General features: G+C 42.5%; 21 protein-coding genes and 1 pseudogene. 17 read left to right on the forward strand and 5 right to left on the reverse strand.

All coding sequences use genetic code 11. From position 1 onward, the window contains the following. Nucleotides 1-55 precede the first annotated feature (55 nt). From LDO37_RS09755 to LDO37_RS09830, 15 genes and pseudogenes are all read left to right on the forward strand, one after another. Nucleotides 56-778 (forward strand): annotated as a pseudogene (locus LDO37_RS09755) (ABC transporter permease); the annotation flags it as partial. A gap of 53 nt (nt 779-831) precedes the next feature. Further along, nucleotides 832-1,782, forward strand: a complete 951-nt coding sequence (locus LDO37_RS09760) for an ABC transporter substrate-binding protein (protein ID WP_126609809.1) — start codon at nt 832-834, stop codon at nt 1,780-1,782. A 13-nt stretch (nt 1,783-1,795) separates the two neighbouring features. After that, complete coding sequence (tenA, locus tag LDO37_RS09765) at nt 1,796-2,473, forward strand: thiaminase II (protein WP_126609810.1); 678 nt, start codon at nt 1,796-1,798, stop codon at nt 2,471-2,473. Further along, on the forward strand, nt 2,470-3,255 hold the full coding sequence (gene thiM / locus LDO37_RS09770; RefSeq protein WP_126609811.1) for a hydroxyethylthiazole kinase: 786 nt from the start codon (nt 2,470-2,472) through the stop codon (nt 3,253-3,255). Before tenA ends, thiM begins: the two co-directional genes overlap by 4 nt. A 1,120-nt stretch (nt 3,256-4,375) precedes the next feature. Further along, nucleotides 4,376-4,768 (forward strand): hypothetical protein, encoded by a 393-nt coding sequence (locus LDO37_RS09780; RefSeq protein WP_224056016.1) that lies wholly within the window; start codon nt 4,376-4,378, stop codon nt 4,766-4,768. 60 nt (nt 4,769-4,828) lie between these two features. Then, entirely contained in the window at nt 4,829-5,158 is a 330-nt protein-coding gene (locus LDO37_RS09785; protein WP_102558700.1) for a phage protein Gp27 family protein, read from the forward strand. 194 nt (nt 5,159-5,352) lie between these two features. Continuing rightward, entirely contained in the window at nt 5,353-5,823 is a 471-nt protein-coding gene (locus LDO37_RS09790; protein WP_126607709.1) for a hypothetical protein, read from the forward strand. A 2-nt stretch (nt 5,824-5,825) separates the two neighbouring features. Further along, a complete protein-coding gene (locus LDO37_RS09795) occupies nt 5,826-6,209 on the forward strand; it encodes a Mor transcription activator family protein (RefSeq protein ID WP_126607710.1) in 384 nt (127 codons plus the stop codon). Continuing rightward, entirely contained in the window at nt 6,210-6,581 is a 372-nt protein-coding gene (locus tag LDO37_RS09800) for a 6-phospho-beta-glucosidase (RefSeq protein ID WP_126607711.1), read from the forward strand. It begins immediately after the preceding gene. A 195-nt stretch (nt 6,582-6,776) separates the two neighbouring features. Continuing rightward, on the forward strand, nt 6,777-7,514 hold the full coding sequence (locus LDO37_RS09805; RefSeq protein ID WP_224056017.1) for a phage protease: 738 nt from the start codon (nt 6,777-6,779) through the stop codon (nt 7,512-7,514). Between the two features lie 2 nt (nt 7,515-7,516). Then, on the forward strand, nt 7,517-8,419 hold the full coding sequence (locus LDO37_RS09810; protein ID WP_126607713.1) for a Mu-like prophage major head subunit gpT family protein: 903 nt from the start codon (nt 7,517-7,519) through the stop codon (nt 8,417-8,419). 47 nt (nt 8,420-8,466) lie between these two features. Continuing rightward, nucleotides 8,467-9,102: a hypothetical protein gene (locus tag LDO37_RS09815; protein ID WP_224056018.1), complete on the forward strand. Its 636-nt coding sequence runs from the start codon at nt 8,467-8,469 to the stop codon at nt 9,100-9,102. A 58-nt stretch (nt 9,103-9,160) separates the two neighbouring features. After that, the gene (locus LDO37_RS09820) at nt 9,161-10,261 is read left to right on the forward strand and encodes a hypothetical protein (RefSeq protein WP_224056019.1); all 1,101 of its coding nucleotides are present in this window, start codon (nt 9,161-9,163) and stop codon (nt 10,259-10,261) included. Between the two features lie 162 nt (nt 10,262-10,423). After that, the gene (gene thiE, locus LDO37_RS09825; RefSeq protein WP_126607715.1) at nt 10,424-11,050 is read left to right on the forward strand and encodes a thiamine phosphate synthase; all 627 of its coding nucleotides are present in this window, start codon (nt 10,424-10,426) and stop codon (nt 11,048-11,050) included. Nucleotides 11,051-11,193: 143 nt separating this feature from the next. Further along, nucleotides 11,194-13,137, forward strand: coding sequence for a tetratricopeptide repeat-containing diguanylate cyclase (locus LDO37_RS09830; protein ID WP_126607716.1), 1,944 nt, complete (start codon nt 11,194-11,196; stop codon nt 13,135-13,137). Nucleotides 13,138-13,176: 39 nt separating this feature from the next. On the opposite strand, the gene LDO37_RS09835 is transcribed toward LDO37_RS09830, so the two are convergent. From LDO37_RS09835 to LDO37_RS09850, 4 genes are all read right to left on the reverse strand, one after another. After that, the gene (locus LDO37_RS09835) at nt 13,177-14,109 is read right to left on the reverse strand and encodes a class I SAM-dependent methyltransferase (protein WP_126607717.1); all 933 of its coding nucleotides are present in this window, start codon (nt 14,107-14,109) and stop codon (nt 13,177-13,179) included. Beyond that, on the reverse strand, nt 14,106-14,804 hold the full coding sequence (locus LDO37_RS09840) for a TIGR01621 family pseudouridine synthase (RefSeq protein WP_126607718.1): 699 nt from the start codon (nt 14,802-14,804) through the stop codon (nt 14,106-14,108). Before LDO37_RS09840 ends, LDO37_RS09835 begins: the two co-directional genes overlap by 4 nt. Nucleotides 14,805-14,993: 189 nt before the next feature. Then, a complete protein-coding gene (locus LDO37_RS09845; protein WP_126607719.1) occupies nt 14,994-16,616 on the reverse strand; it encodes a methyl-accepting chemotaxis protein in 1,623 nt (540 codons plus the stop codon). A gap of 253 nt (nt 16,617-16,869) precedes the next feature. Then, on the reverse strand, nt 16,870-18,204 hold the full coding sequence (locus LDO37_RS09850; protein ID WP_126607720.1) for a sodium-dependent transporter: 1,335 nt from the start codon (nt 18,202-18,204) through the stop codon (nt 16,870-16,872). Between the two features lie 400 nt (nt 18,205-18,604). Between LDO37_RS09850 and cls the strand changes: the two genes are divergently transcribed. Both cls and LDO37_RS09860 read left to right on the forward strand, forming a co-directional pair. Beyond that, nucleotides 18,605-20,059: a cardiolipin synthase gene (cls, locus tag LDO37_RS09855; RefSeq protein ID WP_126609891.1), complete on the forward strand. Its 1,455-nt coding sequence runs from the start codon at nt 18,605-18,607 to the stop codon at nt 20,057-20,059. 343 nt (nt 20,060-20,402) lie between these two features. Next, nucleotides 20,403-21,611: a cystathionine beta-lyase gene (locus LDO37_RS09860; RefSeq protein ID WP_126609183.1), complete on the forward strand. Its 1,209-nt coding sequence runs from the start codon at nt 20,403-20,405 to the stop codon at nt 21,609-21,611. Nucleotides 21,612-21,684: 73 nt separating this feature from the next. Here the strand turns inward: LDO37_RS09860 and LDO37_RS09865 are convergent, their stop codons facing one another. Beyond that, nucleotides 21,685-22,248, reverse strand: coding sequence for a DNA-3-methyladenine glycosylase I (locus LDO37_RS09865; RefSeq protein WP_126609184.1), 564 nt, complete (start codon nt 22,246-22,248; stop codon nt 21,685-21,687). Nucleotides 22,249-22,257 lie beyond the last annotated feature (9 nt).

Genomic DNA, 22,257 nt, shown 5'->3' on the forward strand with positions numbered 1-22,257 from the left:
CCTGTCTTTATCGAAAAGCATTACGCATAGCGATAACGTCACGTATCCGATTATCCGCGCAATCATTAGCGTTGGGGTGATGTTCGGGATTTGGCAGGCGATTGTCGTCATTTTCGACATGCCGTCATTCATTCTTCCAGCACCGTTAGACGTATTTGAGCGACTAATAGAAAGACAAGATGTTCTGCTCAAACACACTTGGGTGACTGCACAAGAAATCTTACTGGGGTTGCTACTCGGGCTTTCAATGGGGTTGGTTTTTGCACTGCAAATGTTGATGTTCAACCCATTAAAGCGTTGGTTGCTTCCGATTCTCGTCGCAAGCCAAGCCGTACCTGTATTTGCCATTGCACCAGTTTTAATGCTTTGGCTCGGCTACGGGATCACATCTAAAGTCGTGATGGCTGCCATCATCATTTTCTTCCCTGTCACCACTTGTTGCTATGACGGTCTGAGAAACACACCTACTGGGTATTTGGATTTGGCCAAAACCATGGGCGCATCAAAATGGCAAACACTGCGCCACATTCAACTGCCCGCATCGTTACCTACCCTCGCATCAGGAATACGCGTGGCGGTTGTGGTTGCACCAATCGGCGCAGTATGTGGAGAGTGGGTTGGGTCTAGTGAAGGCTTGGGTTATCTCATGTTGCAAGCCAATGCTCGAATGATGATCGATGAAATGTTTGCAGCACTCTTTATTTTGTCTGCTTTGTCTGTGTCTTTGTATTTCATAGCCGACGAAGCACTTAAAAAGCTTATCCCTTGGGAAGGGTAATCTATCCAACAATTTTAATGCCTGATTTGGGCATAGCTAAGAAGGAAAATAGTTTGAAAAAAAATAAATTTATCAGTGCAATAGCACTTGCTGCGTCTGCTTTTACATTTAACGTAAGCGCTGAAGAAAAAAACCTCACTTTAATGCTTGATTGGTTTGTAAACCCTAATCATGGTCCTATTGTTATCGCTAAAGAACGCGGTTACTTCAAAGAAGAAGGCCTAAAAGTGGAGGTTCAAGAACCTGCGGATCCGAGTACACCACCTAAGCTGGTTGCAGCAAACAAAGTGGATCTTGCCATTTCTTACCAACCTAACCTTACGATTGATGTAGCAGCAGGTCTGCCTTTGATTCGCTCAGCAACATTGGTGGCGACACCGTTAAATACACTCATGGTTTTGAAAGACAAAAGCGTTAAAAATTTAAGCGACCTTAAAGGTAAAAAAATCGGCATCGCGATAGCGGGTAATGAAGAGGCCACAATAGGCACCATGCTCGAAACTGGTAATGTAAAATACAGCGACGTAGAAATCATCAATGTAGGTTGGGCACTCTCTTCCTCTTTAGCTTCTGGAAAAGTTGACGCTATTTGGGGTGGATTCCGCAACTTTGAAAGCAACCAGTTAGCACTTGAAGGCTATGAAGCGAAAGCGTTTTTCCCAGAAGAACATGGCGTACCCACTTACGACGAGCTAGTTTTTGTTGCCAACGCAAAAACGCACGACAAAGAGGCAATCAAGGCGTTTAACCGTGCGTTAGAAAAAGCCACCACATACATCGTGAACCACCCTAAACAGTCTTGGAATGAGTTTGTGGCATATTCGCCAGACACACTCAACAACGAACTGAACAAACGCGCTTGGAACGACACGCTAACACGCTTTGCCCTTCGCCCATCAGCAGTCGATCACAAACGATACGACGATTACGCCCAGTTCATGTTTGACAAGAAAATCATTCGATCACTACCTAAAGCTGAAGACTACGTCCCAAGCTTCAACTGATTGAGGGATCACTATGAATCATCAAGACTTGATCCAAGCGTGCCGCAGTGACTGGGAAGAATACACCCAGCATTCATTTGTTCAGCAGCTAGCAAGCGGTTCGCTTGAACAACCTTGCTACTTGCACTATCTGAAGCAAGATTTTCTCTTCCTAAAACAATATGCTCGCGCGTACGCATTGGCTATTTACAAAGCGAGAACCTTAGAAGACATGCGTGATGCACTACCCAGTGTTCACGCACTTCTGGACTCAGAGATAGCTCATCATGTCTCGTACTGCAAGGAGTGGAGGCTAAGCGAAACCGACTTGGAAGCAGAAGCGGAAGATTTCGGCACCGTAGCCTACACTCGTTATGTGTTAGATGCAGGAATGACAGGCGATCTCATCGATTTGTATGCGGCTCTTGCCCCCTGCTCTATTGGGTATGCAGAAATTGGTCGTCAATTGCTCTCTGATCCTGAAACAAAACTTGATGGAAACCCCTACGCGAGCTGGATTCAGCTATATGGCGGTGAAGAATTCCAACAAAGTGTCGCACAAGGAACGAAGACCATTGATAAGCTTCTGGCTGAAGTAGAGCTCGATAGCCCTCGTGGTCGAAACCTGATTCAGGTGTTTAAAACTGCAACCCGTATGGAAGTGGCATTCTGGCAACAAGGACTGAATGCGATCAAGGACGGAAAGATATGAATACTCAAGACATTGTAAAGGCACTCAGTGCCGTAAGAGACAATAAGCCTCTGGTTGTGAATATCACTAACTATGTGGTAATGAACAATACGGCAAACGCACTGCTCGCCATTGGTGCATCGCCAATAATGGCGCATTCTCGTGAAGAACTAGCAGAAATGATGACGTTCTGTGGCGCACTCGTCATCAATATCGGCACGCTAGACAGCGTTTGGATTCCGCGTATGCAGTATGCGGTCGAGCAAGCAAACAAAAATGGCAAAGTCGTCATACTTGATCCAGTAGGATGCGGTGCAAGCACCATTCGAACGGCAACCGCTCGCGAGCTAGCTCAATCGGCTGAAAAACTGATCATACGTGGCAATGCTTCAGAGATCATCGCCATGGCTGGTGAGCAGGCTCAGAGCAAAGGTGTCGATGCATTGGATAGCAGTGACACTGCCGTTGGTGCAGCAAATCACTTAGCTAAGGCGTTAAACTGCAACGTTGTGGTATCAGGAGAGGTCGACTACGTTGTCACACCATCAAAGATCTACACGCTATCAAATGGTCACGCAATGATGCCGTACGTTACAGGAATGGGATGTACCATGAGCGCATTAACGGGTGCTTTTGCAGCAATTGGCGATGAAACTGGGTTATCAGCGGCTGCCGTCTTAGGTGTTGCAGGTGAAATAGCAGCTGAAAACGCCGCTGGCCCTGGCAGTTTGCAAGTTTCATTACTGGATACGCTTTATCAACTTGATGAAGAAACGTTGATTGAACGGCTTAAGTTGTCATAGCTGTAAAGGGACTATTGATATGAACAATCTGTGTTATAGGGTGTTATCGTGTGTTATACGTGGGGATTGTCTCGGAATCCTAGGGATTATCCCGAAATAATTTAGCCTCTAATCCCTTGCTCTATGGGGCTTTAAGGGGCGAGAGTGCCAATGGATGGGGTTAGGTTCGCCTTGCTCTAGTTAGTCGAAGTTGCGCATTACATTAGCTTTTGCTGAAATGAGCAATATCGGGACAAACGGACGAAAAGGACGATTTAAGCCTGCAAAAGTGAGCACAATTACAGAGTTTGTGAAAATGTTTAAACGGTATTTAAACTATTGATTTATAGCTTAAAGATAAGTTTAAACTCGTCTATATTTCGATTAAAAAGGTATTTTTCTCACCATTAGAAAAGGACGAAGGATCCTTTTCTCTTTCATGTCGCCCCTTTCTTTTTAACTCATTGAATTTTAAAGCTTATCCACCCTGTGACCTTTCGTTAAGTTGAAAGAGGAAAAGGATCTAATAAAAGCCAGATGTTAACGAAATGTTAAATTTCAATTGGTGATGTTAAAGCAAATGCCGTTATTTTTATTGATAGGGGAATTAGTTCGATATTGGTTAAATCTAAAGCCAATTGAGAGTTTAAAATGGGGCGAATTAGCAAAGTAGATTGTCTACCTTTTGAGGTTAGAAATCGAGTCATTAAATTGATTCGAACATTGAGCCATGGAGAGGCATTAAAGGCAGTCAATAAACTGATAGAAGAGCAAGGTCTTCCTGATAGCTCTAAATTGACTAAATCATCACTTAGTCGCTATCGAGTTGATAGATTACATATGTAATTTTTATTGCTCATTTTGGTAGTCTCGAAAGTTGTTGACGAAGTGCAATCTTCAATCTAAGATGAAAACACGCTAGCAAAATCTAGCGTCAGGATTGGAACCCTGTTATTATCCGAGGCGCACAATACACGCCTATGCGTGTTTTTTTGTTTGTGCGTAAGCTCACAATGGTGAGCTGAGTAGGGCTAACTTCGGTTGGTCGTTTCTTGGATACGGTAGTTCCAACCCTGCTCAGTTCGCCACCAGTGAGATTGGAACCTCCTGATGGCGATATATAAAATATCCAAGGACCATCATGCCTAACAATTTTCCTCAAGAAAATAGCGTCAATTCCCCTTTACTCGTCACTATTGACGGTAAGTCTATTGAGATACTCACGCCATACAACCCAAATCACTCTGATATAGATCAATATGTCCCAAGTACCGATTTTAGAAAGAAGGTTCATAAAGACGTTGAGTCTCTAGCTGGTAACTTGAACGGTTTTTTCTCTTTATACAATCATTGGATCAAAGGTCATACAAAGTGCGATTACACTGTTGTCATGGAAATGACGATGCGCTCAAACCTGATATCATCACAATTCAACACCATTTCAAAAGCTTGTAAAAATGATAGGTCTCTTCCAGAATCTCAACCGTTAACGATAACTGAGCAAGTTGAGTTAATTGTATGTCAGAAGAGTTAGGTGTATCACCGTCAGAAGTAATTAATCTGATGAAAAAACACCTACAGAAGGCTATGTGATATGACGGTTTCTAGACTAACAGCGGCTGAGAGCTACGAACTGGCTAACTTGGTTCGTAATATTGGTGTTAAAAATGTTTTGTTGATCCTTAGAAAAGCAGCATCACCGAAAAAAGCAAAGAGGCTTTATAAGGTTCAACAGCTACCAACTGATATTAGAGCGCGAGTGGCGGTAATGCTTTCATCAAGGCGGTACACTCAAAAAGATATCCTTTCTTATGTGAACAATGAAATTGAGCATAGAGGGTTAGCAGATAAGTTTAAGATCTCTCGAACCGCTTTTAATCGCTTTCTGAATGAAGAAATATATCCGAGCTTGTCAAACCAATAAATATCGCTTACATTAAATACGCAGGTAACATTTATTCATCTTGTCGATGAAATTCAAAGCCCCTTTAAAGGGGCTTTTTCATATCTATAAAAACCCCCTCCCACTATAACAATTTTTAAATAATCCGCGTTACTCCGTATTTATTAGGTATGTATATTAATATGGATTTATCAAAGCAAACGCGGACTTCCATAATGGCATGTGAAATAAATCAGAATATCTTGATGATGGGTTTCTTGCTTGATCGTTTTTTTGGTATCCAACCAACACCAGAGCTAGAAGCTGCATTAAAAGAAGATATGCTATCCATGTTCTCAGGTACTAAAGCTGATGAAACAGCCCAAATTTATTTTGGCAAGCTAAAAAAATTGAAGGCAGATGCGACCGAGTTGATGATTGTGCAAGATTGTCATGCAGGTAAAAGCGTTGAGAGTCTGTCTAGCGAGTTTGGTATGAGTGTACAGGCAGTCTATCGAACTTTGAAAAAGCACAACTGCAAACCTAAAAAGTCAAATCGACTTATCAATGGCTTTGCTTTCTATCATCGAACGGTTGAGCATGAATTGATTAGGCTGATGCATGAAGATGGAATTTCAATTAAAGCAATAGCTAATAATAAAATGATACAAGAAAGCAGAGTAAGAGAAATATTAAAGGATAATTAACAATGTCAATTAGTTGGTTAGATATTGCGAACAAAGATATGGCGTTAAACGTTGTTATTGATTTGATTAAAATGAACCCATCAAAAACAAAAGTATTTGACGAGTTCTTATCTCGTTCAAAGGAATTTAATCTTGAAGAAAGAGATACAGTTAAATTCATTTGTTTAATGGTGTCGGTATTTGGTGGCTGTCAAATTTATTTGCCTAGTGATGATGCATTTAAACAAGCAGTGACATATAGACTTATCTATAAGGAGTTCAAAGGTAACAATGCTAATGAACTGTCTCGAAAATATGGAATGTCTGTTATTGCAATTCAAAGAGTTATTAAGGCTTGCAGAAAGGCTGACGCTGAAATTAGAAAAGCAATGGATGGAGTGAAGTAAATGTATTTATACAATCTAATTGACGGTGTTCTTATTAATGGCGAACTGGTTAAGACAGTATCAATAGAACCATTATCAAATGCATCTAGAGATACAGTGGTCGGTTTAGTTGATGCTCAGCACCAACATCTAGTTAATATGCCTGATTTCAAACCAGTTAATGACAAACATACTCAAGCGATTAAGGGCTTAATGCTTCTTAATGAAAATGCGGCTGCTTCTATTAGTTACCTTGGTAAGCATCATGTCATTTTTACATATGGTGATATTTGCGATTACAAGATAACAGCTCAAGACTGGAACGTAATTTTAACTGCAAGTATGGCGGTTTCAGAATTGCATTCAGGTAATGATGGGGAAATGCTCGCGTAACGCGCTGTATTGAAGCTTTCCGTTTTGGTTGAGCATTGGATCAAAAGAAAATGTTTAAATCAATATAGAGCGATTTAAACGTAGTTTAAACATGGTATGAGGCTAAAGTTATGCCCGTTACAGCGTTATGTAAAGAATTAGACGAAAAAGCGAGTCAGTGGGTACAGATTCTACCTAGTACCTGACATCAAAGGTTTGGATGGTCGCAGTTGGGTTTTGAGAAATCCTAAAGCTATCCTACACGCCTTTCATGAAATGAAAGTCCCTATGGTTATTGACTACGAACATGGTCAAGAACTAAAGGCAACAAAAGGAGAAGAAGCCCCTGCTGCTGGTTGGATTGAAGAGTTAGAAATTCGCAATGGTGAAATATGGGCTAAAGCGGATTGGACGAAGAAAGCCGCAAGTGCAATTAACTCGCGTGAGTATCGTTTTTTATCACCTGCATTCAATTACAACGAAAGCAAAGAAGTTATTTCGTTATCTAGTGTCGGTTTAACCAATAAGCCAAACCTAGTAATGCAAGCTTTAAATAGCCGACAGAACGAACCAGATAATAAGTGGGAAAAGCTATCAAAAGCCCTTGGTTCTAATGTCACCTCTGATGATGAATTATTGTCAGCTTTAAACTCTCGCGATAGTCAAGCCGAGAAAAAGGAAATTGAATCCTTAGTTGATGGTTATGTAAGTGATGCCGTATTTACTCCCGCACAGCGTGATTTTTTAGTTGCTTGCTGCCGTAGCCAAGGGATTGATGAGTTTAAAAAGTTTGCTGGTAGCACGTCTGGTTTTTCTTATTTAAATAAGAGTACCAATACGCCACATAAAACAAAGCAAAATTCATCGTCATTAAATGAAACACAGTTAGCTGTCTGTCGAAATGTTGGAATTTCCGAAGAACAGTTTTTAAATGTAAAGAATAAAGAGGTTTAACAATGCCAACTCCAATCGATATTACTAATGTAGTCATTGAATCTAAAACCGCGTTTGCAGGTCGCTTTGATGTGGGTGCTGAAGGTGCAAAACCAGATTACCCGATGATTGCTACTGTTCTTCCATCTTCTGCTGGTGCTACTGGCTATGGTTGGTTAGGGGACTTCCCACGCCTTAAAGAATGGATCGGTTCTCGACAAATGAAGAATCTGACAAAACACGGCTATAACATCGTGAACAAGATGTTTGAGTCCTCCGTAGAAATCCCACGTGTTGACTATGAAGATAATGACTATGGTCGCTATGGCATCATCTTTCAAGAAATGGGCTACGATGCAAAAATGTACCCAGATGAGCACGTTTTTGGTTTACTAAAAAATGGCTTCACAGAAGTTTGTTATGACGGACAACCGTTCTTTGACGCTGACCACCCGTCAGAAGATGGCGTAAATACATTTTCAAATGTAATTGGCGATCCTGATACGGATACTGGTCAAGGCTGGTACATGTTAGATACTAGTCGCCCTCTTAAACCTTTAGTTTGGCAAGAGCGTTTAAAGCCAGAATTCCAATCGGTGACTGACTCCACTGATTACAATGTTTTCACTACCGATAATTACGCTTTCGGTACTCGTGCTCGTGGTAACGCTGGCTATACATTCTGGCAAATGGCATTTGGTTCTAAAGCTGCTTTAACAGAAGCTAATTTTGAGTTGATGATGACCAAAATGATGGAGCAGAAAGACAGCGAAGGTAAATCGTTAAAGGTTAAGCCTACTGTACTAGTTGTTCCTGTTGCTTACCGTTCTGCCGCAGAGAAGATCGTCTTGCGTCGTACTCTTGAGAACGGGGAAGACAATACCAACTATAAAGCGGTTGAGATTTTAGTTTCTCAAGATTTATAACATCAAGAAGGGCTAGCATTGGCTAGCCCTTTGCTTATGGGGGCGGTATGGCTCAAAAGTTAGAGACAGAGATTACATTAAACTTGGCGGGCAACTTAGCGGCAAAAGCTAGGCATTATGGAAACTCTATGGGTGAGTTCGCTAAGAAAAATCAAAAGGCAATGACCCTAGTCAAAACTACGACCGCCGCAGCTGGTCGGGGTATCGACGCGTTAGGTAATCGATATATAGGCATGGCTGCTGCATTTGCTACGGGAGCAGTTGCAAAAGGATTTGTTTCATTAGATAGGCGTTTAAGTCGCCTATCAATTGCAGCAGAGGTAAGTAAAGATAAAGCAGCTGAGTTGTATGATGAAATACAAAGAGTCAGTAACCTAGAAGGTATTAGAATAGATCCCAGTGAATCTCTATCTGCTATCGAAGAGATATTGACGAAAACAGGTGATTTAGGTTATGCCATGGAAAACCTACCAAATATAGCCACTGTGATTCAAGCAACTGGTGCAGCAGGTCAACAAGTCGGTGGTATCTTCACCGAATTTAAAAAGCTTGCAATTGAAGGTTCAGAAGCCGCTATGGCGTCAATTGATGTTCTAAACAAACAAGGCAAAAGTGGTGCTTTTACCTTAGCTAGTATGGCTGAGTATACCTCAAATATTCGCGGCTTATGCTGCTACAGGTAGGCAAGGTGCAGAAGCGGTTACTGAACTTGGGGCGGCATTACAGGTTATTAGAGATGGTGTGGGAACAGACGCACAAGCAGTAACTGTGTTCGAATCTTTGATTCGTGATCTTACTTCTCCAGATAGAGTGAAGAAGCTTCAACAGCTCGGTGGTATTAGCGTTTTTGATCAAGAGAAGCTGAAGGAAGGCATTGAAGTTATGCGACCTCTTCCGTTAATCATGGAGGAGATCGTTAATCAGTCAGGTGGAATGTCAGAAAACTTAGCAATGCTTAATTTAACAGACGAGGCAAAGAAAGCATTCAACGTTCTAACAGCCTTGTATAAAAGTACAGGGTCGGCAAACGCCTTTGATGGGTTTATGTCAATTACTGGTGATGGCTCTGTTACTCTTGCAGATGCTGCTGTAGCAGCAGGTGATGCCGCTGCAAGTTTGCAGCTTTTGGGGAATTCTTTTGATAAGTTTGCCAACCAGAGGCTTGCTGAACCTATTCGTGAACTTTCTGACGCAATTAACAGCATTGACGATGACACCATTCAAAACTGGTTGAAATGGGGTGAGACTGCCATTTGGGCTGTAGGTGGCTTGGTTGCGGCTAAAAAAGGTTTAGATATAGCTAATGCTGCTGGACGATTCTTAGGTAAAGGGAAAGGTAGTTCCACAGGTGGTAAAGGTGGTTTTCAAGACTTAGGCGCGATGCCAGTGTTTGTTGTAAACATGCCAGGTGGTGGTTTTGGTGGTGGGGATATACCAGGTGCAAATAACCCGACAGATAAACCTACAGATAAACCGACAAAAAATAAGCTAGGTCGCTTTTTCTCTCTTGCTAACTTGGCAAAAATGACCAGCGTAGGATACGGGCTTTCCATCGCCCCTGACTTCTCTCCTATTAATGTTCGTCGCCAGTCTGAAGTTGATAGAAGTCAACTTCCTGAAGGTTTCCCTGTTTCAGCTGGGTTAATGGATGTGGTAGACGACTTCAAGAAATGGTTTTCATCAAGTCCAAGTAATGAAGGGGTGGTAAACAATCCATATTTGTCCTCCAACACGGGGGGGAATATAAACGTAGATGTATCTGTCAGTGATGACCGAATCACAACAAAGGTCACTTCATCTTCACCGACTATTAAAATCGACCCTGACACGGGCGTTAATTAACAACTTGTTAACATTTTGTCGTTGTTCATTTTGGTAGGGTGGGATTGTTCAAAACGCGCGTCGCTGCACAATAGCTAAAAGGTGGACATCCACTAAAGAGCGCTGTTTTGGCAGCGCTTTTTTAACACCTCTTCTACTCACCCCACTCATCGAGGATACGACATGAGCCCTTACACACTCTATCTAGTCACAGACGATAAACAGGACATCGATACATTTTCATCAGTGCTGACTGAAGCCATGAAAGGTGGTGTCACGATGGTACAAGTTCGTGAGAAACATGGAGATGTCCGCGCTTTTATCGAAAGAGCCTTGTGCGCTAAGTCGATACTTGCTGGTACGGGAGTCCAACTCATTATAAATGATCGAGTTGATGTAGCACTTGCGGTCGATGCCGACGGTGTTCACCTCGGTCAATCCGATATGCCAGCTACCCTTGCCCGAAAACTGCTTGGTGAAGACAAAATTTTAGGATTATCAGTGGAAAGCAAATGGCAGCTCGAAGAAGCAAAAATGTTGCCTGTCGATTACCTCGGAATCAGTGCCATTTTTTCAACGGCAACAAAGTCTGACGTAAAGTACGAATGGGGAATTGAAGGATTGGTTCATGCCGTAAAAGGCAGTCCATTTCCAACCGTAGCGATTGGAGGGATCAATGAATCCAATCTGGTGGATGTTGTGACCACTGGGGTCCACGGCATTGCTTTGGTCTCTGCGATATGTCACGCGACAAGCCCAAAAATTGCTGCTGAGAACCTTCTTTCCAACATTCTTTCTGCACAAAAATAAGAAGACAGATGAGAATTGAGTCAAATCTGAGCTTCAAGAGAACAATCAATCTAGAGAGAACATGCATACCGTTCATAATGTTGTAAGTACGTGGTTGGCATAGTACCATTTGGCAGCCTTGGTACTGCTGGAACTGTTCATCAATGAGAAAACGTGCGTTATATATAACCGCCTTTTTGGGCTTGAGTTTCCTCAGTATTTTAACTGCTTATGTTGTGCTCTTTGAACCCACAATTAAAGATTTGACCGGTACACAAATCACCGTTTTCCACCCTGAAAACGAATTAAAAGACACACAAAATGGTCGAGATATTTTGCGAATTAGAAAAACGCTAGATACCTCCACGCGGGAAACGGAACAAGCCCTCCAGGCTTTTGATGCTAAAGCCAAACCTCCACTGACTCCTACAGAAGCGGCTTACCGTCTTTTCACTTTACGCAGCTTAGCCAAAGACAAGAAAGAATATCAACTTGCGAAAGAGTACACTCAAAAACTTAATCAGCTTTCAGAAAAAGAAGACCTTACATGGCTGACTCTCGTAATGATGATCGACGAAAGCACTAACCTTGCGAGAAAAGGAGAAATTCAACAAGGCACAAAGCTTATCAACCAAGCCATTAGGCTTGCTACGGAAAGGCATATTCTTTATCTATTACCTAAAGCTCATAATACCGCAGGTTTTTTAAGTAACGCTGATAACCAGTTAATGGATGCGCAACGCCATTTCATGCTCGGAATAGATGTATCTAAAAGAATTGGAGACGAGAAGTTACTCGGCACGTTTTACAATAACTTAGGCTTACTTTACCTTCATATCGAAAACTGGGAAAAAGCATTAGAGTTTATGGGGAAGGCACGTACGGTTGCGCCTCAACGCAGTCGCGAAAGAAACGGACTTCTTCAACTCATTCATTTGAACGAAGCGTACGTATACTACAAGCTAAACAACGCTGAAAAGCTACGTGAATCTTACGATGCTTCGTTAAAATATTACGACGAGAAAACGGCTAACCCTAGGCGTAAAATTCTTCAAATAAAAGGGGAAACCCTACTACACCTTTCTAGTAAGCAATATCTTAAAACGGTTGAAACTTCTAGCCGCTGCCTAGCTGCACCAGAAATATTTGAGCTACCAATACAACAAGGGCAATGCCAGCTAATTAAATCGAAGGCATTGCAAGAACTTGGTCATCTTCAAAAAGCGCTTTATAACGTCAATGATTCCATCGCTACCTTTTCCTCTATAAATCACAAACGTTGGCTAATCAGAGCCTATGAGCAAAAAGCGGATATCCTTGAATTACTAGGGAAAGTCGATGATGCACTCGCCATGTACAAACAATACTATGAACAAGATAAACAGCACTTATTAAGTAAAGTCTACGATTTGGAGCACGCGTTTGTAACGCAGCACATCAGACAAGAAAAGGATTTACTGAATATTCAAAACCAGCTGGGAGCGGCGCAATTAGCCAAAGAGAAACTGCGCTTTCAAATCGCCTGTACTTGGATCTTGATCGCTGTCATTGCCATTATTTACGCGTTTCGCAGAACTTCTCATATTAAAAGTGAAAATAAGGAACTGCATGATCTATCGTACATCGATGAACTGACCAAACTTCATAATCGGCGACATTACCAACGTCAACTAACTAGCGACGATATTTTAAGCCGAGAGCAACATTATCAAATCGCCTTATTTGATCTAGATAACTTTAAATCGGTTAATGATACCTTCGGACATGACGTTGGAGACGAAGTACTCATTGAAACGGCTAAACGCTTGAGCGGTCTTGTATCCGGTACGGAAATGCTTATCCGCTGGGGAGGTGAAGAGTTTTTGGTACTAATACGATCCGATGATCACTTAAAAACTCGCATTAATGCCATGTTGAAATGCATCAACAGTGAAGCATTTCTTACGCAAGCTGGAGCGCTCGATATTACTGTCTCCATTGGTGTCAGCAAACCAGCTGTCCCAAATGAGCTTTGCGACAGCGATGATAGCTTTCGTAAAGCAGATCAAAACCTTTATGAAGCTAAACGCTCAGGGAAAAACAGAGCCGTTTTCCCCAAAAGTGAGTAATTCTGCATTCCCGTATTTAGACACACACTATTCGATGATTTAAGAAAAGACCATGGCTTTTAAACTCGAGTTTTCATCTCGGTCCTTAAACTCTGGCGGATTATCTAGTCGGTATTGGAATGTCAGAGCGGGCGCTTCTCTCTTCATTCCTTCAATTAAAAAGTCTGGGCTTACGCTAGGTGAATTGACACAAGCGAGTACTTCCCCACCCTCGGTGAGTAAATCGGGTAAACGGCGCAAAATCTTTTGGTAGTCTTTGGTGAGCGCAAAACTGCCTTTTTGAAAAGATGGCGGATCAATAACGACGATATCATAAGGTCCGTACTTCTTTATTTTCCCCCATGATTTAAAAATATCGTGCCCCATAAAACTAACAGAATTCAGGTTATGACCATTTAATTTGTGATTGTCCCTGCCGCGGCTCAAGCTCGATTTCGCCATATCAACGTTAACCACTTGATCGGCTTCACCCTCAATAGCTGCCACTGAAAATCCGCAAGTATAGGCAAATAGGTTTAGTACCTTTTTGTGCTTTGCGCGCTCACGTACCCAATCCCTGCCAAAGCGCATATCTAGGAACAAGCCAAAATTCTGATTTTTACCCAGCTCCAATTGATACTTTAGCCCCGATTCCATCACAACCGGTTTGAGGTCTGGTTCGCCCCAAATCACTTCAAAAGGTGCACCATCTTGGTAGCGGTGCTGGAGTAAAATGGCATTCAGTCCGCGTTGCAGGTATGCCTTTTTGTTTGTTAATCCCAGTAATCCATCTTTAAGTTCATTTAGAAAATCAGGCTCTACAGATTTGAATAGATGAACAACGAGTTGCCCCTGTAGCCAATCTACGGTGATTTGTTCTAACCCTTCCCAGCATCGCCCGCGGCCATGAAATAAGCGTCTTACCTCATCGGGCGTTTGCTCAATGGCTGAGTCAAGTGCAGCCCATAACTGCATAAGAGAGTTCGTTTTCATTTTGTTTTCACTGTTGGCCATATTAGGTTCCAAGGAGTTTTCCACGCCTCTAGGGCTTCTTTTATTACTGGTGACTGCCATTTTTCGCCACAGTGAGCATGTTCGGCAGGATTACAGAGGAATTCGAAAAGATGGTCATCATACGTAAACCTGAGCGCATACGCATGGAGATACCCGCGGTCCGAGACGGAAGAAGGATGATAAATATCATCGCCAATAATTGGTGAACCTACGGACTTTAATGCCACTCTGATTTGGTGGGTTTTACCTGTGTAAGGCTTACATAAAAATACCCGCTCTCCCGCTTCCCCTGCAGAAGAAAAGAACTGAGTAATAGCAGGGTTAGCTTTACTGCTCATCAATTTCCAACTGGATCGGCGAGAACGTTCCATATCCCCCACAATCGTACCTTGCTTCTTTTTTGGCTTTTTTGCCCCAATCGCTAGGTAAAATTTTTCTATTTCACGCTGCGCAAACAGTGATGAGAGTTTATTGGCTGCTTTGGCATGCCTTGCCAGAATGAGCATTCCTGAGGTCATTTTATCTAAGCGGTGCACCAGATAGAGCTGTTCATCCCCTGATACTTTTGCGACCTCAATAGGCAAGCTGACGTCACCGTCATCTTTATGCACACTGACACCAAAGTGTTTATTAATAATGAGGAAATCGGGATGGGTATAGAGGATATCAAACATAAATGGCTCCTTCGCAGGCGCTGAATTATAGCGATTCCTACAGAAGAAGCCATTAAATACAGTAAGCTCTTACAAACTTACGTGATTTACAAGCTTAGAAGAATTACCAGCCTAGGTTATTGGAGAACCTCATCTGTTTGAAAACCTAAGCTATTGGATAAACGAAGCTATTGGAAAACCTAAGGCTACTTATGAAATTTTAAACTTCGAGACTAAGCCCTTAAGTTCATTCACACGCTCGCTTAAGCCTGTTACGTCGTGCGTACTGCGATCAACCAGTTGCAATGAGTTCGCAGAAATATCATTTATGGTGCTAATGTCGTTAGCAATTTCCTGTGTTACTGCTGTTTGCTCTTCTGTCGCTGTTGCAATAGCAGCAATCATTCCTTGAACTTGATTTGTACTTGCCACTATCTGATCGAGAGCCGCTCCTGCGCCCGCGCTTTGTTCAACACCCTTCTCAACCAATTCAACGCTATCGGAAGTAGAAGACATCACCTTTTGTGTGCCCTGCTGAATAGCTTGGATAATTTCAGAAACTTCTTGAGTTGCTTGCGTTGTACGCTCGGCAAGAGCACGAACTTCATCTGCAACGACAGCAAAACCTCTGCCAGACTCACCGGCACGTGCAGCCTCTATAGCCGCATTCAACGCTAGTAAGTTGGTCTGCTCGGCAATGCCTTCAATCACTTTGATAACACTGCCAATTTGCTCACCGTGCTCGTTCAGCTCACGCATACTCACAGACATTTCAGCCATTTGAGTTGATGCTTTCTCGATGCTACCAACCATTCCTAAAATAACATTGCGACCACTTTCCGCTGCATCGCCAGATTGCGAAGCACTGTCTGCCGTTGCGACGCTTTGCTGCGCAACTTCACCAATCGTAAGGGTGAGCTCCTCAGACGCGGTAGAGATCAAATTCGCCTTGTCGGCTTGTTCTGTCGCACCCTGAGAAATAGACGTTGTGACCTGAGAAAGATCCGTTGTAACGGTTTCCACTTGCTCACTAACCTGCGAAATAGAAGTCAAAAGTGTTTTCAACGAACCTTGCATCGCATTGATGGATTCAGCCAGGTTTGAGAGCTCATCGCCACTGTTATCTACAATCTCATCAGATGTAAGATCACCATTCGCAATACTCTTTGCAACCACTTCCAGTTTCTCGATACGACCTGTTAAAGACGAAGACAAACGATAGGCTATAACCAGAGCAATCAATGACCCCACTACCAGTAACGTCATCATCGTATTACTCATGGATGACAAAGAATCATTTAGCGTATTTAGACCATTTTCAACGTCGCTTTTTTCAGCTGCTGATTCACGGTCTAGAAGTTTTTCCATAGGAGCCATGGTTTTCGATTCTATTGCCATTTTCTTGACATACAGCTCTTTCATTTGCTCTGCTGTATTCCCTTCTTGGCTTGCTAAAGGAAACAGAGATTCAATTGAGCGTTTATATTCCGAGCCAAAATTCCTAATCTGATTAACGGTATTTTTCGCGTGGGAGCTCGTTTCAATTTGCGCAAGGCTGTTCAGTGCACTTTCAAATTGACGGTAATTATCAATAAAGTCTGATTGCGCCGAGCTACCGCCTAGAATGACTCTCAAAGCATCACGCTGCATGTCTCCAGACTCATCTATCAAGGTAAGATAAAGCTCCATTCCCGGAACATCGTCTGTGCGGATAGCATTTTCTAAATCGTGAGCCGATTTCACCTGGAAAAAGACGACTGTAACGGATATAGCCATTAAAAATATTATGCTGCCAAAAGCGGCCGACAGCTTTTGCTTGACTGAAAGATTCATAGAACGTCCTTAAAAAGCCCAGTGTAAGAGCCTAAAAAAATAAAACTAAAAAGAATAAAAATGGCAGAGCTCATATCATATGTAAGAAGAAGTGTTTCAATAAGCGTTGTTGATGTACAAAAGCTCGTCTACGTTTAGAAATGTAACTTACAGCATTAACAATATGACATTCGATTTATATTCGAACACAAAAAAGCCCTAGAAACTAGGGCGTGAGTGTTTTTTAATATTCTTATAATTAAGCTGTGATCTTCTACGCAAAGAACACCACAAGCATTAATACAGGACAAACTACTCGTACGTAGACAGGCCAAATTTTCCAAAACACTGAGTTTTCAACTTCTGGGTAACCCTGACGTATCTCTTCAAGTACTTTGTTTCTATGCCAAATCCAACCAACAAGCAGTGCCCAAACTAGACCCAATATAGGCTGAGCGTACACCGTTGTTGCCTGTACGACTAAACCAAATAGCGAACCAAAGTTTAGAACGATAATCGCTGAGATTAACGTAATCACTCCACCTATCCATATAACGGCAGCAGTACGGGTTTGCTTTAATTCTTCTATCGCACAAGCAACCGGAACTTCCAACATGGAAATGGATGATGTTAGTGCTGCGATCATCATAAGTGCGAAAAACATCATGCTGGCTGCGATGCCGAAGCTACCCATAGTATCGAACATTGCGGGTAGTACAGTGAACACCAATGTGTCTGAACTCAGTAGAGCGCCCGTTTCATCGAAAATTTGAACGCCATGTTGTTTTGCTACGAACATCGCGGGTAAAACAAGCAAGCCAGCACAAATAGCTATGCCAGTATCGACAAGGGAAACCTGAACAGCTGTTTTAGGGATGTTGGTATCTTTCTTTAGGTAAGAGCCGTACACCATCATGGTTGCAACACCCAAAGACAATGAGAAAAACGCTTGCCCCATCGCACTCACCACTAAATCAGAGTTAAAGTGCGAGAAGTCAGGAACGAGATACATTTTGAGCCCTTCAGAAGCGCCTTCTTGCGTAAGAATGTAACCTATCATCACGACAAACAAGACAAGCAGCACAGGCATTAATCGGGTCGACCAACGCTCAATACCATTAGCGACACCGCTTCTTACTACATACATGGTTGCAATCATAAACAAGATCATTAGAAACAGGTTTCGGCTATCACCAAAGCTTGTTAGCCAAGTAGAGACCTCTTTTAGTCCCACAATTTCCAACGCACTTCCAGCAAACTCACCAAACAACCAACCTGCAATAATAGCGTAAAAACTGAGAATAAGGGACGCCGCCATCATCGCTACAACACCTAAAAGTGCTGCACCCATCTTACCGTTTGGCCAAACGGCTTTAAGAGATCGAATGGGGTTGGACTGACCATACCGACCAATAGTGAGTTCGGCTATCAGCATTGGACACGCCAACACAAAAACCATTACAAGATAAGTAATTAAAAACACCGCGCCACCATTACTGGCCGCTTGAGTTGGGAACCCCCAGATATTACCTAAACCGACAGCACTGCCCGCTGCTGCCATAATGAAGCCCAATTTAGAAGAAAATTGAGCACGAGATGTTGATGCCATAAATACCGCCTGATTAGACTTATCACTGTAAAATTTAGTTTACAGTGATTAATTTTCTTAATTTCAACTGAATAATGGCAAGTAAAACAGTTTGAGATTAGAATTGGAAGCGCCCACAGTCTATTTAATCAATAAAGACTCAAAACCAAGTATTGTTCGCTTCTTTTTTAATCAAATCCAGATACAAATCTTAATTAAAATTAAATACTCAATATTAATTACCTCAACAAATCCGTACATTTTATTCACATCGCAGTTCAATAAAAACCGCTAATATTCGGGCTATTCCATCCATTTCTCATTCTTAATAGGGATATGCGAGTAGTTGTTGTTTCTTCTTAAGCTCCTTCTGCTTATAGTGTTAGAATAAATTCGTTACCATCCTGATTTGTCGAGGAAAATGGAAAAGTTTTATCAGTTTGTCGCTCTGTTCGGTCTGGTTGCCTATTGGGTACTCGTTGCAGGGGTTACCATTCGCGTAGTGCTTAAGCGCAGAGCGGTCAGCGTTTCTTTGGCTTGGTTGATGATCATCTATATCATTCCAATCCTTGGTGTTGCGTTTTACTTTCTGTTTGGCGAACTGAATCTTGGAAGAAAACGAGCCGAACGCGCTCAACGCATGTTTTCCCCCTACGAATATTGGTTCAATCAGTTACACGATTGCCAAGCTCATCTTCCAGAATTAATGGAAGGTCAAATTTCCCAAATTCACGATTTATGCTCAAACCGTACTGGTATCCCTGCGCTTTGTGGCAATACGCTTTCATTGCAAACTTCGCCTGTAAAAATCCTTCAGTCTGTTATTGAAGACATTAAGTCGGCAAAACACCATATACGAATGGAATTCTATATTTGGCACCCGGGTGGACTGGCAGACTCCGTTGCATCCGCTTTGATACAAGCGTCAAAGCGGGGAGTTAAAGTTCAAGTTCTTCTCGATTCCGCAGGTAGCCATCGTTTTTTTAAAAGCCACTGGAAAGCCATGATGGAAACAGCAGGCATTGAAGTCATTCATGCGCTTGCCGTATCTCCAATGCGTGTATTCCTACGTCGGTTGGATTTACGTCAACATCGAAAAATCATTGTTGTAGATGACGAAGTTGCTTACACCGGCTCAATGAACATGGTTGATCCTGCGCATTTCAAACAAGGTGCGGGGGTTGGTCAATGGATAGACGTCATGGTTCGAATTTCTGGGCCAACTGTTAATGTTTTGTCGGCCATTCACGCATGGGATTGGGAAGTAGAGACAGGGAAAAGAGAATTTCCAACCTTCCCCCATTGTCCTGTTGATCAAGAAAATGGTTTGCACCCAGTTCAGGTTGTGCCATCGGGACCTGGGATGCCAGAAAACCTAATTCAACAGGTTATGATTCTTTCTATCAATCAAGCGAAAGAATCCGTCAGAATCACTACACCCTATTTCGTCCCGAGTGATCAGTTGTTAGAAACACTTAAAATGACGGCACAACGCGGTGTTAAAGTGCAACTTATCATTCCTCATCGCAATGATTCCATTATGGTGAAGTGGGCATCTAAGGCGTTTTATAGCGAATTATTAAATTCAGGCATTGAAATCTATGAATTCCGCGGCGGTTTGTTACACACCAAATCGGTCGTCATCGATCAACACCAATGTTTGATTGGTACGGTAAACCTAGATATGCGCAGCCTTTGGCTGAACTTCGAAGTAACTTTAGCGGTAGATGATGTTTCTTTCACAAAAGAGCTTTACTGGCTTCAAGAATCCTACATAGAAAATGCGCATAAAATCGAGTCGGCTACCTGGTCGGAGCGAGGAATTGTCCATCGAATTTTTGAACGTGCCTATTTCTTACTCAGCCCCCTTCTTTAAAGGGAAATAACACTTGCGTTCCCCCCTCTTAAAATGGTTTAAATAGAATCAAATCTTTAGGGTCTGTTGACCTTTCGAGATGATTTTTGCAGCAATTTGTGGGTGATTTATACAAGGCAACGCTCATTCGGTGTAGTCGCTCTACATCAATGAGCGATAACGCAGTAGAAATAAGCCACAAATTCTGCCCGAAGGGTTCGTTTCTATGCCTTTTACTCTTTGTTGCAAGGTATTTGCTTAGAATGACTAGGCTACACACCTTGCGCCGCGATTAAAAGGCATAGAACTCGAACAAAATTTAACCACGAAAGGTCAACAGACCCTAGTAGGACAAGGAAAAAGAATGTCTGAGAAATACCAGACCAAGCTGGTCACAGCAGGACGCAGTAAGAAATGGACAAATGGCGTAGTTAACCCTCCAGTTCAGCGTGCATCAACGGTCGTTTTCAATACGGTTGCAGAAAAACATAAAGCCACTTCGGAGCGCCAAGGGCACACTCTTTTTTATGGACGAAGAGGCACTCAGACACATTTTGCTTTCCAAGAAGCTATGGTTGAAATCGAAGGTGGTGCTGGCTGTGCACTGTACCCTTGTGGCACAGCAGCAATTACCAGCGCTATTCTTTCCTTTGTTGAATCTGGTGATCATATATTGATGGTCGATACCTGCTATGAGCCAACACGTGATTTCTGCAACGTGATGCTAAAAAAAATGGGCGTCGAGACAACCTATTACGACCCAATGATCGGAGAGGGAATTCGCGACCTCATTCAACCAAACACTAAAATTTTATTTACCGAATCCCCTGGCTCTATCACCATGGAAGTGCAGGATTTGCCTACTTTGTCCAGAATTGCTCACGAAAGCGACATTATTGTTATGTTGGACAACACATGGGGCGCAGGCGTTAACCTTTCTCCTTTTGAGCACGGTGTGGACATTTCGATTCAAGCAGCCACAAAGTATATCGTTGGTCATTCAGACGTGATGCTAGGTACGGCTGTCGCTTCGGAGAAATACTGGGATCAACTTCGTGAGCAAAGCTACCTACTTGGACAATGCGTCTCGCCGGATGATGCCTATTTAGGTTTACGGGGTATTCGCACACTGGATGTTCGTTTACGCCAACACCACGAAAACAGCCTTAAGGTAGCCAAATGGCTAGAGTCTCGCCCAGAGGTCGACCATGTAAGACATCCAGCTCTAGAATCTTGCCCTGGTCATGAGTTCTATAAGCGTGATTTCAAAGGTTCAAATGGTTTATTTTCATTCGTACTGAAATCCTCTTACCCTCGTGCCACAACAGCACTATTGGACGGTATGAAGCACTTTAGCATGGGCTATTCATGGGGTGGTTTTGAAAGCTTGATTTTGGCAAATGAGCCTAAAAGCTTTAACTACCTTAGAACGGTAGCCAACCCTAATTTTGAAGGGACACTGATCCGCCTACATATAGGCTTAGAAGATACGGATGATTTGATCGCCGATCTAGAAGCAGGATTAGAGCGCTACAATGCCATCATTCTCGAAAAAGCATCGTTAGAGCAATAATACCCAATCAAAAGAAAACCCCAGCACAGACGCTGGGGGTTTTCATATAAAGCAGGTTTTGCTAGACGCAAATTTAGATCACTTTGTACTTAGGGCAATCCACGGTATGATCATTAACCATCCCAACCGCCTGCATAAACGCGTAGCAGATAGTTTCACCAACAAACTTAAAGCCACGTTTTTTTAAGAACTTACTCATCTCTTTTGACTGTTCTGTTGACGCTGGTACTTGATCCGCTGACGTCCAACTATTCACTTTTGGTTTACCGCCCACAAATTGCCAAAGCGCATTCGACAGAGAACCAAATTCCTTTTGAAGTTCTATGGTTGCACGTGCATTACTGTATACAGAGGCGACCTTTCCCTTATGCCTAACGACGTCATAATTTTCTATAACGTGCGCTACTTTAAGTTCATCGTATGTCGCTAGCTTTTCAATGTCGTAATTTTCAAATGCGCTTCGATACCCTTCACGCTTTTTCAAAATGGTTATCCAACTTAAGCCAGCTTGCGCCCCTTCAAGAGTGATAAACTCAAACAAAACTTGATCATCATAGACAGGAACTCCCCACTCAGCATCGTGATATTCCCTTTCCAATTCATGATCCGTTGCCCATGCACATGTAGTGTCTGCCATGCCTTTTCC

Origin of the sequence: Vibrio penaeicida, from assembly GCF_019977755.1 — a bacterium.
Classification (GTDB): Bacteria; Pseudomonadota; Gammaproteobacteria; order Enterobacterales; family Vibrionaceae; genus Vibrio; species Vibrio penaeicida.

Coding starts and splice junctions, on each gene's coding strand:
- tenA (WP_126609810.1), top strand. CDS start 1,796: ATGAATCATCAAGACTTGATCCAAGCGTGCCGCAGTGACTGGGAAGAA.
- thiM (WP_126609811.1), top strand. CDS start 2,470: ATGAATACTCAAGACATTGTAAAGGCACTCAGTGCCGTAAGAGACAAT.
- LDO37_RS09780 (WP_224056016.1), top strand. CDS start 4,376: ATGCCTAACAATTTTCCTCAAGAAAATAGCGTCAATTCCCCTTTACTC.
- LDO37_RS09785 (WP_102558700.1), top strand. CDS start 4,829: ATGACGGTTTCTAGACTAACAGCGGCTGAGAGCTACGAACTGGCTAAC.
- LDO37_RS09790 (WP_126607709.1), top strand. CDS start 5,353: ATGGCATGTGAAATAAATCAGAATATCTTGATGATGGGTTTCTTGCTT.
- LDO37_RS09795 (WP_126607710.1), top strand. CDS start 5,826: ATGTCAATTAGTTGGTTAGATATTGCGAACAAAGATATGGCGTTAAAC.
- LDO37_RS09800 (WP_126607711.1), top strand. CDS start 6,210: ATGTATTTATACAATCTAATTGACGGTGTTCTTATTAATGGCGAACTG.
- LDO37_RS09810 (WP_126607713.1), top strand. CDS start 7,517: ATGCCAACTCCAATCGATATTACTAATGTAGTCATTGAATCTAAAACC.
- LDO37_RS09815 (WP_224056018.1), top strand. CDS start 8,467: ATGGCTCAAAAGTTAGAGACAGAGATTACATTAAACTTGGCGGGCAAC.
- thiE (WP_126607715.1), top strand. CDS start 10,424: ATGAGCCCTTACACACTCTATCTAGTCACAGACGATAAACAGGACATC.
- LDO37_RS09830 (WP_126607716.1), top strand. CDS start 11,194: ATGAGAAAACGTGCGTTATATATAACCGCCTTTTTGGGCTTGAGTTTC.
- LDO37_RS09835 (WP_126607717.1), bottom strand. CDS start 14,109: ATGAAAACGAACTCTCTTATGCAGTTATGGGCTGCACTTGACTCAGCC.
- LDO37_RS09840 (WP_126607718.1), bottom strand. CDS start 14,804: ATGTTTGATATCCTCTATACCCATCCCGATTTCCTCATTATTAATAAA.
- LDO37_RS09845 (WP_126607719.1), bottom strand. CDS start 16,616: ATGAATCTTTCAGTCAAGCAAAAGCTGTCGGCCGCTTTTGGCAGCATA.
- LDO37_RS09850 (WP_126607720.1), bottom strand. CDS start 18,204: ATGGCATCAACATCTCGTGCTCAATTTTCTTCTAAATTGGGCTTCATT.
- cls (WP_126609891.1), top strand. CDS start 18,605: ATGGAAAAGTTTTATCAGTTTGTCGCTCTGTTCGGTCTGGTTGCCTAT.
- LDO37_RS09860 (WP_126609183.1), top strand. CDS start 20,403: ATGTCTGAGAAATACCAGACCAAGCTGGTCACAGCAGGACGCAGTAAG.
- LDO37_RS09865 (WP_126609184.1), bottom strand. CDS start 22,248: ATGGCAGACACTACATGTGCATGGGCAACGGATCATGAATTGGAAAGG.